A 14,051-nucleotide genomic window follows, 5' to 3' on the forward strand; every position below is an offset into this window, starting at 1 on the left:
GCCGGGGTCGCCTCCGGCCTGGTGGTCGACGCGGCGTCGGCCCCGGCCGGCCCCGGGGGCCGTCGGGGGGCGGTGGCACCACCGCCGGACGGCCCCCACCCTGAGGGCACGGCGCGGCCGCTGTCAGCCCACGACCGGCAGTTCCAGCACCGATCCGCGGTCCCCGCCCCACCCGATCCGGTAGCTCGCCCGCCCGTCGGCCGGGAGCAGCTGGAAGGAGTCCGGGTTGGCGGCGGCCACGGTGAGCCGGATCCGTTCGCCGGCCCGGAACAGCACCGAGACCGGCTGGAGGTCGATGGTGACGCGCTGCGCCTCGCCCTGCGGGAAGTCCTCGGCGTCGTTCGCCGCGTAGGTGCGCGGCGTGCGCAGCCGGCGCCAGTCGGGATTGTCGTCCCTGTCAGCCACTGCCCGGTCCTGCAGGGCGAGTTGGCCCTCCGTCAGATACGTGACACGGCCGTCCGGGGCGACGTCCTCCAGGTACACGTGCAGGGCGCCCCGGGCCGATCCGGTCAGGCCGGTGACGTCGAGGGTGACCTTTCCGTTCCCGGTGACCCGGGTGTCGGCGGTCAGCGGCGCGGTGGTGTAGCCGAGCAGCTTGGCGTCGACGGCGGCGCGGTCGGGGTAACTGACCTCGTCGCCGCTGAGGTTGGTGTTCCAGCGGTCCAGCGGGCCGGTGCCGGCGGTCGGGTCGAGGCGCAGCAGGTCGGCGCCGGTGCGGCGGTCATCCGGCCGGCGGCCGAGCGTGTTGCCGGCCCCGGGGTAGAACGCCTGGGTCCGGGTGCCGGGCACCGGCCAGCGGGTGGTGGTGCGCCAGAGGCCCTCGTTGAAGGTGTAGTAGTGCACCTGCCGGGTGCCGTCGGGGCGGGCGTCGCCCCGGACGTAGCGGTCGAAGAAGTCGGAGGTGCGCCCGTCGAGCACGGCGTGTTCCGGCTCGGTGAGCGGGCGGGCCGGCTGGAACGGGTCGGCGAGCCAGCCGGCGCCGTGGTTCCAGGGGCCGATCCAGTCGTCCTGGGTGCCGGCGAGGCCGGTGAACTGGGACAGCACGCCGTTCGCGGTGCCCGCGTCGAGCCAGCCGGCCCTGGTCAGGATCGGCACCCCGCCCGTCTCGACGGCGTCGGTCCGTTCGCCGACGCTGCCGACCGTCCAGCTCTTCGGTCCGTCCCGGTAGTCGCGGAAGACGCCGGAGTCCGCCATCTCGACCAGGTTGGCGTTGTCCGCGTGCTCGGCGCGGGCGGCGGCGAGCAGGGCCGGTCCGTCCGGGCCGTCGACCGGGCGGGGCTGGAGGCCGGTGAGGCCGGTGTGCGCGCAGAGCTCCCGGGTCCGTTCGTCGGTGTCGCAGGTGGTGCCGCCGGCCTGGTCGAGGATGCGCAGCAGCAGCGCGTACGGGGCGAGCCGGGGCTCGATGAGCGCGCCGCCGGGGCGCACCAGGTCCTCGTACGGGTCGAAGTCGTAGGAGATCGGGGCGGCGGCGGTGATGTGGTGGTTGCCGAGTGCGGTGGCGAGCATCGCGGTGTCGCCGCTGTAGGAGATGCCCGTGGTACCGACCCGGCCGTTGGACCAGGGCTGGGCGGCGATCCAGTCGCTGAGCGGTCCGCTGTCGGCGACGGCGGCGGCGCCCAGTTCCGAGGTGAGGGTGCCGAAGGAGGCGCCGGTGCCGCGCAGGTCGGCGCTGACGTAGGCGTAGCCGCGGGCGGTCCACAGCCCGGACTCGCCGTCGGCGCCGCCGGGTTCGCCGGGTTCGCCGGCCCGCACCCGGGCCCGCCAGTAGCGCTGGGTGACCAGCACGGTGGGCAGGTTCGCGCCGGCCCGGGTGCCTTCCGGCAGATGGACGTCGACGGCGAGGCGGACCCCGTCGGGCATGGTCACGTAGCGCGACTGCAGGGACGGTTGAACGGCTCCTGTGGCGGGCCGGGCCGGCCCGGCGGCGGGCGCGGCGGCCGCCGGGACGACCGTGAGCCCCAGCACCGCCGCGGCCGCGGCCAGCACCGCCAGGGGGCGGCGCGGCAGCGGGCGCCTCATCGGACGGTCGCCTTCCAGGGGCCTTCCGCCGGGCGTGCCTCGCCGTCCGTCCCGGGCCAGGGCGGCATGGTGACGGCGGTGATGCGCAGCGGCCCGGCGGAGTCCTCGTCCGCCCGGAACTGGAACGCGGTGCCGAGCGGTACCGACACGGCGGTGCCGGGAGCGAGCCGTACGGTCTCCTCCCGGCCGCCCTGGCGGCGCCAGAGTTCACCGCTGCCCGCGGTGACCTGCCACAGCTCCTGGACGGTGGCGTGCGAAACGGCACGGGTCACCTGTCCGGGAGCGAGCGCGAACACCGCAAGGCTCCCCCGCCCTTCCAGGACCAGCAGCGGGTACACCTCGGCGCCGTCCGGGGCGGTGACCGCGGGGGTGTCCCCGGGGTCCGCGGTACCGAAGGGCGGGTGCTGTTCGTGAGTGCTCATCCGACGACCTGGCCTCTCTCGTGCGACCGAGTAGCGTGGGTCTCGTCCCCCACCGCCGATGGGACCACGGCCGCCGGGGCGCCCGCCAGAGCGGGCTACCCGGAGACGACCCCGAGATGACCCCGGCCCTCCCCGAAGTCCCGGACGGCTTCGGTGACGATCGCCTCCAGCCGGGCGTGGTGGGCGCCGCGCCAGTAGGCCTGCCCGCACTCGGTGCACTGGGCGAAGGCGTCGTAGGAGCGTTCGGTGCCGTCCCGCAGCTGCTCGCGGACCGAGGTCTTGGTGGCCGCGCGCAGGGTGCCGTTGCAGGTGGTGCAGCGGCTCCAGGGGGCGAGCGGCGGGGCGAAGCGGGAGAGCACGTCGCGCAGCTGCTCGGCGGGGCGGTGGCTGTAGACGTAGGCGCCGGCCCAGAGTTCGCGGCGGCGCAGCAGGCCGCGGTCACGCGAGAGCATGATGCGCTGCTCGGCGGCGGATCGGGCGGCCAGCGCGGCGTCGCCGATGTCGGGGTTCTCGTAGGCGGCGTCCACGCCCAGCAGGCGCAGTCGGCGGGCGAGGGTACCGAGGTGGACGTCGAGCAGGAAGCGGGGCGCCGTCTCCGAGGGCTGCGGCCTGGTCACGGCCCGGACGGCGATGTGCTCGCCGTCGGCCGGGACGTGCGCGTCGGGGACGGCCCGGCCGTCCGCCAGCAGGGCGCCGACCTCGGTGAGCGGGACGCCCAGGGACTCGACGACGTGACCGAGGGTGGAGACACCGTCGGTGCGCAGCTCGGTGCGGCCCGCCCGGCGGGGCGCGGAGACGAAGAGGTGCAGCTCAGGGGCGAAGTCGAGCCAGATCTGGGGTCGGTCCACGCGGCCAGCATGCCAGCGCGCGGCAGGTGGGGGCCACCGGTTTCCGGCTTCCCCCGCCGGTTGTCCCGTCCCGGACGCCCGCGCAGCGCCCACCGCACCCGCGTGCTCTCCCGCTGCACGCGCCCCGCGCGCCCGTGCACCCGCGCGCCCGTGCACCTGCGCGCCCATCACACCGTGCACCCGCTCACACTGCGCGCCCGCGCATCCACCCGCCACCCACCCGCCGTCCGGCGCCGCTACGCGCCCTCTGCCGCGGCGCCCGTCACGACCGGCGGCGCCGGTGACACCGCGTGACCGCGGTCCCGCTCCGCCCACCGGGCGACCGGCCCCATCGCGTAGCCCGCCGCGAGGAACACCCCGCCCAGGACCAGCCAGCCCGCGAGGCCGCCGTCCAGCAGCAGCGCGGTGAGCAGCAGCGGCCCGAGGGTGCGGGCCACGGCGACGCCGGTTCCGAAGAAGCCCTGGTACTGGCCGATCCGCTCCGGCGGGGCGAGGTCGAAGCCGATCTGCCAGGAGCCGGCCGACTGCCGCATCTCGCCGGCCACCTGCAGCACGGACGCCGCGACCAGCAGCGCGCCGACCGCCCAGACCGGCACGTCGAGCGCGGACAGTCCGAAGACCGCGCAGCAGCCGAGCAGCAGCACCCCGGCCGAACGGACCGCCCGCGCGGCCGAGTCCAGCCCGGTGACGTCCCGTGCCGCCCGGACCTGGAACACCAGCACCGCCAGGGTGTTGAGCACGAACAGCGCCGAGCCGAGCCAGCCGATCCCGGGGGCGCGCTGGGCGATCCAGAGCGGGATGATCAGGCTGAGCAGCGGCATGCGCAGCAGTAGCACCGCGTTGACCAGGGTGACGGCGGCGTACCGCCGGTCGCGCAGCACCGCCAGGCGCGGTCCGGTGCCGGACTCCTTCGGGCCGGGCGGGACTTCGGGCAGCCGGCCGAGGACGAGCGCGCCGATCAGCAGGCCGATCGTGGTGACGACGAAGGCGCCCAGGTAGGCGGTCCGGGTGCCGACGCTCAGCGCGATGCCGCCGACCGCCGCGCCGACGGCCAGGCCCCCGTTGAGGGTGGACTGCAGGTGGGCGAGCAGTCCGGTCCGCTCCCCGGCCGGCACCAGGCCGGCGACCAGCGCCTGCCGCGCCGCGGTCAGCCCGGACTGGGCCGTCGCGTAGAGGCAGACCGCGACCAGGAACAGCGGGTAGGAACGGATCGTCAGGAAGGCGGCGGCCACGGCCGCGGCCGCGAGCCCGAGCGCCACCGCGGTGCGGCGCGGGCCGCGCCGGTCGGCGAGGTGGCCGAGCGGGACGCCCGCGACGGAGCCGAGCGCCCAGCCGACGGCGAGGCCGAGACCGAGGGCGGTCGGTGACATGCCGACGACGCGGGTGAAGTAGAGCGCGGAGCAGGTGTAGTACGCACCGTCGCCCACCGCGCTCGCCAACTGGGCTGCGGCCAGGGTCCGCTGGGGGCCGGCGGGCGGCAGCAGGCTGCCCCGCCGGGCGGCTCGGTCGGTCGGCACGCCTCTCCTTCGGTGGTGACGGACCGTCACCGTTCGCCCGACGGGGGGCCTTCCACCCACGGACGGGCGACAGCACCGCGACGACGAGCGGCGCACGGGCCGGACGTTCACAACCGTCGGCGACGGTTCGCCACCCACCCTAGGCAGAAACCGGCCCAGCCGACAGGTCCAGTGATCAAGGAATTTCCTGGGCCACTTCCGTCGGCCGCCGCACCGCCGACCGAGCGCTGAACCCTCGTGCGACACCGAGCCGTTGGGGTCTCCGCGCGCTTCGGGAGGGCCTCGCCCCGACCTTCCCCGCGCCACCGAAGCGCCGTCCGTACCCGCTCCGAATCCGCTCTCCCCGAACGCTGCAAAACCGCGATCGGCCAAGCCTGGGGCCAACTTTGACCGTGTTGACCCGTCAGTAGCGCCCTTTTATGCTCGACGGCGTTCGCGATCCGGCACCGGGGCCGGGGCCGCCGTGCCCGCCCGATCCGGCGCCGTCTCCGGCTCGAAGGGCTCCTCCCATCAGCACCTCCGCCGCGCCCTCGGACCCCACCGGACATCCGGAGCCCACCGGACACCCGCGCGCCCCCACCCTCCCCGGCTCCACCGACCGCCCGTCCACCGCCACCCGCCCGGGCACCGCCGAGCGCCGCGACGCGACAGCGGCCGCCGGGGCCGGCGCGACCCGCCGCCGCCGCTTCCTCACCTATCTGCTGGCCGCGCCCACCCTCACCGTCGGAGCCCGTCTCGGCCTCGACGCCGCCGACCCCGCCACCGCACGGGCCGCCGCCCCGGGCCCCGGACAGGCCGCCGCGCAGGCCGTCCACGCCGCCGCGGCCGCCCGGGACGCCGCGTCCCCGCGGCTGGTCGGCCTGCCCGGAATCCCGGACGTCGTCGACCTCGGCGACGCGATGATCCTCGCCGGACTGCCCACCTCGCACCTGCTGGTCCTGGAAGTCACCCCCGCCGGGCGGGCCGTGCTGCACCTGCCCCGGCTGGAGGTCGGTCAGGGCCTGACCACCGCGATCGCGATGCTGGTCGCCGAGGAGCTCGACGCCCGGCTCGGCGACGTCGACGTGCCGCTCTCCGACGGCCGCCCCGAACTGCTCTTCAACCAGCTGACCGGAGGCTCCAACTCCATCCGCTCGCTGTACGACCCGGTGCGCGGCGCCGCCGCCGCCGCCCGCGCCCGGCTGGTGACCGCCGCCGCCAGGCGCTGGAACGTTCCCGCGCCCACCCTGCGCACCGCCGACTCCGCCGTCCTCGCCCCCGACGGCCGACGGCTCGGCTACGGCGAACTCGCCGCCGCCGCGGCCGCGATCGCCGCGCCCGCCGTCCCCGCCCTCCCCAAGGCGGCGGACCGGCTGCGGCTGGTCGGCCGGCCGACCGGCCGGATCGACGCCCGCGACATCGTCACCGGCCGCGCCCGGTACACCGGGGACCTGTCCGTACCCGGCGCCGTCCCCACCGTGGTCGCCCGCCCCACCACCGTCAACGGCACCCTCAAGTCCCTGGACGCCTCCGCCGCCCGCGCCATGCCCGGGGTGCTCGGCGTGGTGCAGGTCCCGAGCGGCGTCGCCGTCCTCGCCGAGACCTTCGACCAGGCGCTCAAGGCCCGCGACGCCCTGCGCACCACCTGGAACCCGGGCCCGGTCGCGGGCCTGTCCGACGCCGACGTCAGGGAACGGCTGCGTGCCGCCCACGCGCCGTTCCTCCCGCCGCCGCCGCTCGCCCAGCACCTGGACGCCGAGTTCGACTTCGCCTTCGTCAACCACGCCCCGATGGAGGTGCTCACCGCCATCGCCGACGTCCGGGCGAACCGGGCCGAGCTGTGGTTCGCCGCGCAGAGCCCGATCGTCGCCCAGCAGACCATCGCGGCCGAACTCGGCCTGCCGCAGAACGCCGTCACCGTCCACGTGGTGCGCGGCGGCGGCTCGTTCGGCCGACGGCTGTTCTTCGACGCCGCCCTGGAGGCCGCCCGGATCTCCAAGGCCGCGGGCCGCCCGGTCAAGCTGATGTGGACCCGCAACGACGACATGCGCCACGGCCGGATGCGCCCGGCCGGCCACCACCGGATCCGGGCCGTCTACGGCCTCGACCGCGTGCTCGCCTGGGAGCACCGCGCCGCCAGTGTGCGCACCGACTTCGGCCACGGCCTCGGCGAGGCGCTCACCGCCGCCGGCTACGACCTCCCACTGGCCGGGCTCACCACCTCCGAGGTGTTCTTCCTGCTCACCGAGAAGAACCCGTACGAGGTCGGCGTCCCCGTCCAGCTGCTCGCCGAGGTCCCGTTGGACCTGCCCACCGGCAGCTGGCGCTCGGTGTACTCGGGGACCGTCCGGGTCTGCGACGAGATCGTGATGGACGAACTGGCCCGCCGGATGGGCCAGGACGAGGTCGCCTTCCGCCGGGCCCGGCTGCGCGGCGCCGCCGGCCGGGCCGTCCTGGACACCGTCGCCGCGAAGGGGAACTGGAGGCGCCCGATGCCCCCCGGCCGGGCCCAGGGCGTCGGGTACCACGAGGAGAACGGCGGCGCCGCCGCCTACCTGGTCGAGCTGGACGCCACCGACCGGGCCAACCCCCGGGTGACCAGGGCGGTGGTCGCCGCCGACGTCGGCCGGGTCATCAACCCCCGTGGCCTGGAAGCCCAGTTGACCGGCGCACTGGTCGACGGCATCTCGGTGATCCTGCAGGCCGGCAACCACCTCGACAACGGAGCCTTCCGGGAAGGCAGTTACGGCGACTTCCACTACGCCCGGCAGCGGCACACCCCGCCGGTGGTCGAGATCCACCTGATGCCGCCGAGCGGACCGCCCGGCGGCGCGGGCGAGTTGGGCGTCCCGGCCGCCTGCGCCGCGGTCGCCAACGCCTACGCCCGCGCGACCGGCACCAGCCCGCGCTCCTTCCCCATCGACTTCTGAACCCTCCCGGCACCACCACCGGGCCGGCGCCACCACCCGGGCGTCACAGCCACCCGACCATCCAGAGCCGAGGATCCCGACTCCCCATGCCCACCCACACCTTCGTCCTCAACGGGCAGCCCGTCACCGTCGAGGCCCCGGACGACATGCCGCTGCTCTGGGTGCTGCGCGACAAGCTCGGCGTCACCGGCCCCAAGTACGGCTGCGGGGTGGGCGTCTGCCGCGCCTGCACCAGCCACCTCGACGGCCGGGAGTTCCAGCCCTGCACCCGGTCTGTCAAGGACTGCGCGGGCCACACCGTCACCACCATCGAGGGCCTCGCCGACGGCGAGAACCTGCACCCCGTCCAGGAGGCCTGGCTCGCCTGCGACGTCGCCCAGTGCGGCTTCTGCCAGCCGGGCCAGATCATGGCGGCGGTCGCCCTGCTGCGCCGCACCCCGAACCCGACGGACGCGGACATCGACGGGATCCAGAACGTCTGCCGCTGCGGGACCTACCCGCGCATCCGCGAGGCGATCAAGCAGGCCGCGGCCCGCCGGCCGCTGTGACCCGGGCAGGCCCCGCCCGGTCCGGGCGGGGCGCGGGCGCCCGGTGGCACCGACCGGTGCGTCCGTGCCGTCGGCGGACCGGGGGCGAACGCGGCCTACGGCACGACCGGCGCCGCCGGGTCGCGGCCGAAGAACGCCGCGAGCCGGTCGTACGGCGGGGCGTCCTCGGGCAGGGCGACGGCCGGACCGAAGGCCTTGTGCTCCTGCTCGGTGCCACGGTACTCGGGCTTGAGCGCACCCTCGGCCCAGGCCAGGGCGGCGAGCGCCACCTCGTGGTCCAGGCCCTCGGTGGACTGACCGCCGGAACGCGCCAAGTCCCATCCGTGGACGGCGAATTCGGCGATCTGCTGGTCGACCGGGAAGCGGGCCGGCAGGGTGCCGACACCGGGCACCTCCAGCGTGCCGCCGAGGTCCCCGGCCGCGCGCCAGGCGTCGACCAGCTGCTCGGCCCCGGCCTCGAAGGCGTGCAGCCAGTCGTCCTCGACCCGCTCGAAGGGCTGCGACCAGTCCGGCTGCCCGCCCCTCGCCCGGACGGTGAACTGCCGCAGGTCGTGGAGGAGGTGGCTGACCAGGTCGCCGACGTCCCAGGAGCGGCAGGGGGTCGGGTGGCCGGCCAGTTCGACGCCGGTACCGTCGATCAGCCCGGCGGTCTGCGCGAGGGCCCGGGCGAGCAGTCCGATCGGGTCTTCCGCTGCGGTCATGGCACACCTCTCGGTCGGGGACACGGGTCGTGCCGGGCGATCGTAAGCGCGAGCGCCGACGACCGTCCGGCACGACACCGCCCCGCGTGCGCCGGTGCGTGCCGCCGACCGGGCCCGCCGGGCGGTCAGGCCGCGAAGCCGCCGTCCACCGCGAGCTCCGCGTCGGTCACGTACCGGCCGTCCCCTCCCACCAGGTAGGCGACGGCGGCCGCGACCTCCGCCCCGGTGCCGAAGCGGCCGAGCGCCGTGAGCCCGCTCTGGAACTCCGCCGACGGGCCGCCGGCCGGGTTCATGTCGGTGTCGATCGGGCCCGGGTGCACCAGGTTGGCGGTGATCCCGCGCGGGCCGAGCTCACGGGCCAGCCCCTTGGTGAGCCCGATCAGCGCGGCCTTGCTGGTCGCGTACAGCGTGGCGCCGGGGAAGGCGACCCGCTTGGCGACGCAGCTGCCGATGGTGACGATCCGTCCGCCGTCGGCCAGGTGCGCGGAGGCGGCCCGGGCGTACAGGTAGGGCGCCCGGACGTTCACCTCCAGCACCCGGTCGACGTCGTCGAGCGCCAGCTCGCCGATCGGGCCGAGGACGCCGACGCCGGCGTTGTTCACCAGGATGTCCAGCCGCCCGAAGCGCTCGGCGACCGCGGCCACGGCGGCCGCCACCTCCTGCGGGTCGGCGCTGTCCGCCCGGACGGCCCAGCCGGTCCGTCCCATCGCGGTGATCTTCGCGGCGACCTCGTCGGCCCGCTCGGCGCCGCCCTGGTAGGTCAGCACCACGTCGGCGCCGTCCTCGGCCAGTCGCAGCGCGACCGCCGCGCCGATCCCACGGCTGCCGCCGGTCACCAGGGCCACCTTGCCGTCGAGCACTGCCGCACCGTTCATCGTCATATCTCCAGAACTCCTCGTTCCGATCTCGGACATGACTCGATCCTGGTCCGGGGCGCCGCGGACCTCCGGCGGTATTCGGACGTCGCGTTGAAATTTCAACCATGCCTCGAAGCGCCCCCGGGGCCCGGCATGCACGCCGCCCACCGGCCGTACGAACCGACCCCCGGCCGCCCGCACGGTTCGGCCCTGCGGCCGGGACCAGCCCGGAACGCACCGCGGGGGGGGGGGGGGGCCCCCCCGCGCGGGGGGGGCGGGGGCGGGGGGGGGGGCGGGGCGGGGCGGGGGGGGGGGGGGGGCGGCGCGCCCCGCCCCCCCCCCCGCGGGGCGCGCGGCGGCGCCGGCCGGCCCCCGGCCCGCCCCCCCCCCCCGCGCCCCGGGTCGCGAGGCTCCGTCGGAGGCTGGGTCAGGCGCTCCGCCGCAGCGGCACTCGCGGTTCCGTCAGACGGTCAGCGTCTGGCCCGGGAAGATCAGGTCCGGGTTGCCGCCGATGACACGCGCGTTCTTGCTGTACAGGCCGTCGGTGTCGACGCCGAACTTGGCCGCGATGTCGCTCAGGGTGTCGCCGGCCTTGACGGTGTAGCTGCCGCCCGCGGTGTTCCTCGCGGTCGACGGCGCGGACTGCGCCGGCTTCGCCGACGGCCGGCCCGCGGCCGCCTCCGCGGCCCTGGGCGCCTGCTGCTTGGCCGCCGGGGCGGCCGGGGCCGGCTTGGCGGCGGGCTTCGCCGCCTTCGTGGCGGGCTTGGCGGGCTTGGCGGGCTTGGCGGCCGACGTGGTGTCGACGTCGGCCGGGGCGCCGCCCCTGCTCAGACCCGCCTTCTTCGAGCAGACCGGCCAGGCACCCGGCCCCTGCGAGGCAAGGACCTTCTCGGCGACGGCGATCTGCTGCGCCCGGGTCGCCTGGCTGGCCTGGGGGGCGTACGCGGTGCCGCCGTAGGCCCTCCAGGTGCTGGGGGAGAACTGCAGGCCGCCGTGGAACCCGTTGCCGGTGTCGGTGCTCCAGTTGCCGCCGCTCTCGCACTGGGCGACGGCGTCCCAGGAGGAGGCCGGTGCGGCGGAGGCCGAGGTGGCCGTGACGAGGCCGGCCACCGGCAGGGCCGCGACGGCGGCGCCCGCGACGACCGCCATCCGCACGCGGTTGCGCTTGGTGGTGGTCTCGGTGGCAGCGGCGGTCTCGTGACGGGGATTCATACAGATCCTCTCGACAAGCCCCGGGCGGGCAGACGGAACCAGGCCCGGGACAGGGGCCGGTGGTGTTCGCTCACCTCACTCGACGGGCGGCCGGGCACGCGTCGGACGTGCCCTGCCGCCCCGGTCACCTCCGCTCGCCGACGGCCTGTTCGAGCCGGCCTGATCGGCGGGCACCGCCCTCGCGCCGTGGGTCAGTCGGCGGGCGGTGCGTCGGGGTGAACCCGGGTGGCGCTCGGTGCGCCGCCAATGAAGCTAGGGGGCAACCTCGGCGCACAGCAAGCAATTCCTGGACGTCGCAGGTCAGTTGACTGTTACCGGCGGTATCGATCAAGAAACGGTGCCCGGCTCGACCAGGTTTGACCGCATTCTCAAGATCAAATGATCAGTTCCCGTGCCCTCACTCACATCTGTTCACCCGTAAGCGCCCCCCGCACCACCCACACACCGTCACCGATCACTGACGGACCGTCAGCAGCCCGGCCGGAGTTCCCGGTTCCGCACGGCCGCCGAGTGGCATCCACCACACCCGACACGTTCCGTGACCGTGCGGACACGTTCAGCTCCGGCCGTCGAGCTCCGCGTCCCGCGCCAGCAGCGCCGCCTGGACCCGGTTCTCACAGCCCAGCTTGGCCAGGATCCGGCTCACGTAGGTCTTCACCGTCGCCTCGCTCATGTGGATCCGGGCCCCGGCGTCGGCGTTGGACAGGCCCTCACCGAGCAGCGCCAGCACCTCCAGCTCCCGCTCGGTGAGCACCTCCAGCCGGCGCCGGGCCGCGGCGCCGCGGGCGGCCAGCGAACCGCTGTGTCCGGACGCCAACGAGTCGACGATGTGCCGGGTGGCCGCCGGGGAGAGGAAGGCGTTCCCGCCGGCCGCCGCCCGGACGGCCTGGATCAGCTCGTTCGGCGCGGTGTCCTTCAGCAGGAAGCCGGCGCCGCCCTCGGTCACGGCGCGCAGGACGTTCTCGCGCTCCCCGAAGGTGGTGAGGATCAACGCCCGCGCGCCGGGGGCGGCCTTCGACAGCTCCCCGAGCGCCGTCAGCCCGTCCATCACCGGCATCTGGATGTCCAGCAGCACCACGTCCACCCGGTGCGCCCGCGCCAGCTCCAGCGCCTCCCGGCCGTCGGCGGCCTCGGCGACCACCTCGATGTCGTCGGCGGAGCCGAGGATCATCCTGATCCCGGCCCGGATCAGCGGCTCGTCGTCGGCGACGAGGACTCGGATCACGCTGGTCATTCCCCTCGAACGGTGCTTCGGCTGCGGCACCATCCTCACATCCCCGCCGTCCGGACCGGACCTCCGGCCCCCGGTCCGGACGCCCGCGCGGTCAGTCCTTGCCGACGTACTCCTGCTTCTCCACCAGCACCCCGTCCTTGAAGCAGAACCGCGCCACGTGCTGGTCGTTCCAGCCGTCGTCGGACGAGCCCTCCAGGAGGTACCAGCGGCACTGCGCCCCCGCCGGCGGGGTCGGTCCGCCACCCTTGTACTCGTCGGTGAAGAAGCTGCTGCCGGACGGCAGCTCACGCATCACCGCGTCCTGCGCCGCACCGACCTCGATCCGGTCGTACCGCGGCTTCTTCAGCGTCGCGGCGCGGCTGCCGTCCACGAAGCCCACGACGCCCCAGACCAGCAGGCCCAGCACGGTCAGCCCGACCGCCACCACGCCGACCGCGCACCCCAACGCCGGACTGCGGCGCTTAGCGGCCGCGTCGTCGACCGGCAGGCCCTCGAACACCCAGTCGTCCACCCCGGTCGCTGCGGCGGCGCCCTCCTTGCCGCCCTCCGTCCCCTCGTACGGCAGGACGGCGGCCAGCCGGAAGCCCTGCTCGGGCGTCGACCCGGCGTGCACCATGCCGCCGGCCAGGCGGGCACGCTCCCGCAGCCCGGTCAGCCCCTGGCCGCCGCTCACGGCCTGGCCCACCCCGACGCACGCGCCCACGAGCTCCGGCGCACGGTCGTTGGTGACCTCCACCACCAGGGCGTCCGGCTCGTACCGGAGCGCGACACCGATCGGCGCGCCGGGGGCGTGCTTGTGCGCGTTGGTGAGCGCCTCCTGCACGATCCGGTACGCCGCGTGGTCGACCGAGGCCGGCAGCGGGCGCGGCTCGCCCTCCCGGGTGAGCACGACCACCGCTCCGGCCGCCCGGGAGGAATCCACCAGCCCGTCGATCCCGTCCACCCCGCCCCGGGCGGGCGTCGCGCCCACCGCCCCCGCCGCGGGCGGCACCGCCGTCGACTCGTCGTGCAGCACCCCGACCACCTCGCGCAGCTCGCGCATCGCCGCGACCGCGGCCTGCCGCAGCACCCCGACCGCCTCCCGCTGCCGGTCGGTGAGCGTGCGGTCCACCTCCAGCGCGCCCGAGTGCACGGAGATCAGCGCCAGCTGGTGCCCCAGGCTGTCGTGCATGTCCTGGGCGATCCGGTGCCGCTCGCGCAGCCGCGCCTGGTGCACCACCATGACCCGCTCCCGCAGCAGCTGGTCGTTGCGCTCGCGCAGCGCGTCCAGCAGGGCGCGCCGCTGGGCGCGGTAGCGGCCGTAGAGCCCGGGCAGGACCGCGAGCACCAGGAAGCCACCCAGCGACAGCCCCAGGAGCAGCTCGGGCGAGAACGAGGAGGCGTCCTTCAGCACGCCCGTCACGGTGAACAGCACCCAGCCCAGGACGAAGGTGCCGACCAGCGCCCAGACCCGGCGGATCCGCGCGCCGGCCGCCCAGCCCGCGCAGATCAGCAGCAGCACCGGCCCTCCCGACCAGCCGGTGGCGGCCGCGGCGGCCAGCAGCACGGTGACCGGCAGTCCCCGCCGCAGCACCCACAGCACCGCGACGCCCAGGCCGAAGGGCACCGCCAGGCCGGTGCCGGCGGCGACCTCCGTCACAGCGGCGAGACCGCCCATCAGCAGGGCGAGCACGGCCTCGCCCACCACCCGCCACGGCCGCCAGGGCCCCGGCAGCGCCGTCCGTACCGCCTTCTTCCAGGCCCGCGCGATCGCATCCACCCGTCGAGGCTAACCGGCCGGCCGG

The 14,051-nt window shown here is 75.7% G+C and carries 11 protein-coding genes; 2 read left to right on the forward strand and 9 right to left on the reverse strand.

The window, feature by feature from the left end; translation table 11 throughout:
- Positions 1 to 123: 123 nt before the first annotated feature.
- The 4 genes from ACFV0O_RS28085 to ACFV0O_RS28100 all read right to left on the reverse strand — a co-directional run bounded on the left by ACFV0O_RS28085 (position 124) and on the right by ACFV0O_RS28100 (position 4,806).
- Positions 124 to 2,019, reverse strand: a complete 1,896-nt coding sequence (locus tag ACFV0O_RS28085; RefSeq protein ID WP_380346431.1) for a CocE/NonD family hydrolase — start codon at positions 2,017 to 2,019, stop codon at positions 124 to 126.
- Positions 2,016 to 2,441 (reverse strand): cupin domain-containing protein, encoded by a 426-nt coding sequence (locus ACFV0O_RS28090; RefSeq protein WP_380346433.1) that lies wholly within the window; start codon positions 2,439 to 2,441, stop codon positions 2,016 to 2,018. Before ACFV0O_RS28090 ends, ACFV0O_RS28085 begins: the two co-directional genes overlap by 4 nt.
- A 95-nt stretch (positions 2,442 to 2,536) precedes the next feature.
- The gene (locus ACFV0O_RS28095; RefSeq protein ID WP_380346435.1) at positions 2,537 to 3,289 is read right to left on the reverse strand and encodes a Mut7-C RNAse domain-containing protein; all 753 of its coding nucleotides are present in this window, start codon (positions 3,287 to 3,289) and stop codon (positions 2,537 to 2,539) included.
- Between the two features lie 236 nt (positions 3,290 to 3,525).
- Positions 3,526 to 4,806, reverse strand: coding sequence for an MFS transporter (locus tag ACFV0O_RS28100; RefSeq protein WP_380346437.1), 1,281 nt, complete (start codon positions 4,804 to 4,806; stop codon positions 3,526 to 3,528).
- A 419-nt stretch (positions 4,807 to 5,225) separates the two neighbouring features.
- Between ACFV0O_RS28100 and ACFV0O_RS28105 the strand changes: the two genes are divergently transcribed.
- Positions 5,226 to 7,715, forward strand: coding sequence for a molybdopterin cofactor-binding domain-containing protein (locus tag ACFV0O_RS28105; RefSeq protein ID WP_380346439.1), 2,490 nt, complete (start codon positions 5,226 to 5,228; stop codon positions 7,713 to 7,715).
- 86 nt (positions 7,716 to 7,801) lie between these two features.
- Positions 7,802 to 8,263 (forward strand): (2Fe-2S)-binding protein, encoded by a 462-nt coding sequence (locus tag ACFV0O_RS28110; RefSeq protein ID WP_360264330.1) that lies wholly within the window; start codon positions 7,802 to 7,804, stop codon positions 8,261 to 8,263.
- 95 nt (positions 8,264 to 8,358) lie between these two features.
- Here the strand turns inward: ACFV0O_RS28110 and ACFV0O_RS28115 are convergent, their stop codons facing one another.
- The 5 genes from ACFV0O_RS28115 to ACFV0O_RS28135 all read right to left on the reverse strand — a co-directional run bounded on the left by ACFV0O_RS28115 (position 8,359) and on the right by ACFV0O_RS28135 (position 14,026).
- Positions 8,359 to 8,964 (reverse strand): TIGR03086 family metal-binding protein, encoded by a 606-nt coding sequence (locus ACFV0O_RS28115; RefSeq protein ID WP_380346441.1) that lies wholly within the window; start codon positions 8,962 to 8,964, stop codon positions 8,359 to 8,361.
- Positions 8,965 to 9,089: 125 nt separating this feature from the next.
- On the reverse strand, positions 9,090 to 9,878 hold the full coding sequence (locus ACFV0O_RS28120; RefSeq protein WP_380346443.1) for an SDR family NAD(P)-dependent oxidoreductase: 789 nt from the start codon (positions 9,876 to 9,878) through the stop codon (positions 9,090 to 9,092).
- Positions 9,879 to 10,283: 405 nt separating this feature from the next.
- A complete protein-coding gene (locus tag ACFV0O_RS28125) occupies positions 10,284 to 11,033 on the reverse strand; it encodes a transglycosylase family protein (protein ID WP_380346445.1) in 750 nt (249 codons plus the stop codon).
- 556 nt (positions 11,034 to 11,589) lie between these two features.
- The gene (locus ACFV0O_RS28130) at positions 11,590 to 12,258 is read right to left on the reverse strand and encodes a response regulator (RefSeq protein WP_380346496.1); all 669 of its coding nucleotides are present in this window, start codon (positions 12,256 to 12,258) and stop codon (positions 11,590 to 11,592) included.
- Between the two features lie 100 nt (positions 12,259 to 12,358).
- A complete protein-coding gene (locus ACFV0O_RS28135) occupies positions 12,359 to 14,026 on the reverse strand; it encodes a sensor histidine kinase (RefSeq protein ID WP_380346446.1) in 1,668 nt (555 codons plus the stop codon).
- Positions 14,027 to 14,051 lie beyond the last annotated feature (25 nt).

The organism is Kitasatospora sp. NPDC059577, from assembly GCF_042735475.1.
GTDB lineage: Bacteria > Actinomycetota > Actinomycetes > Streptomycetales > Streptomycetaceae > Kitasatospora.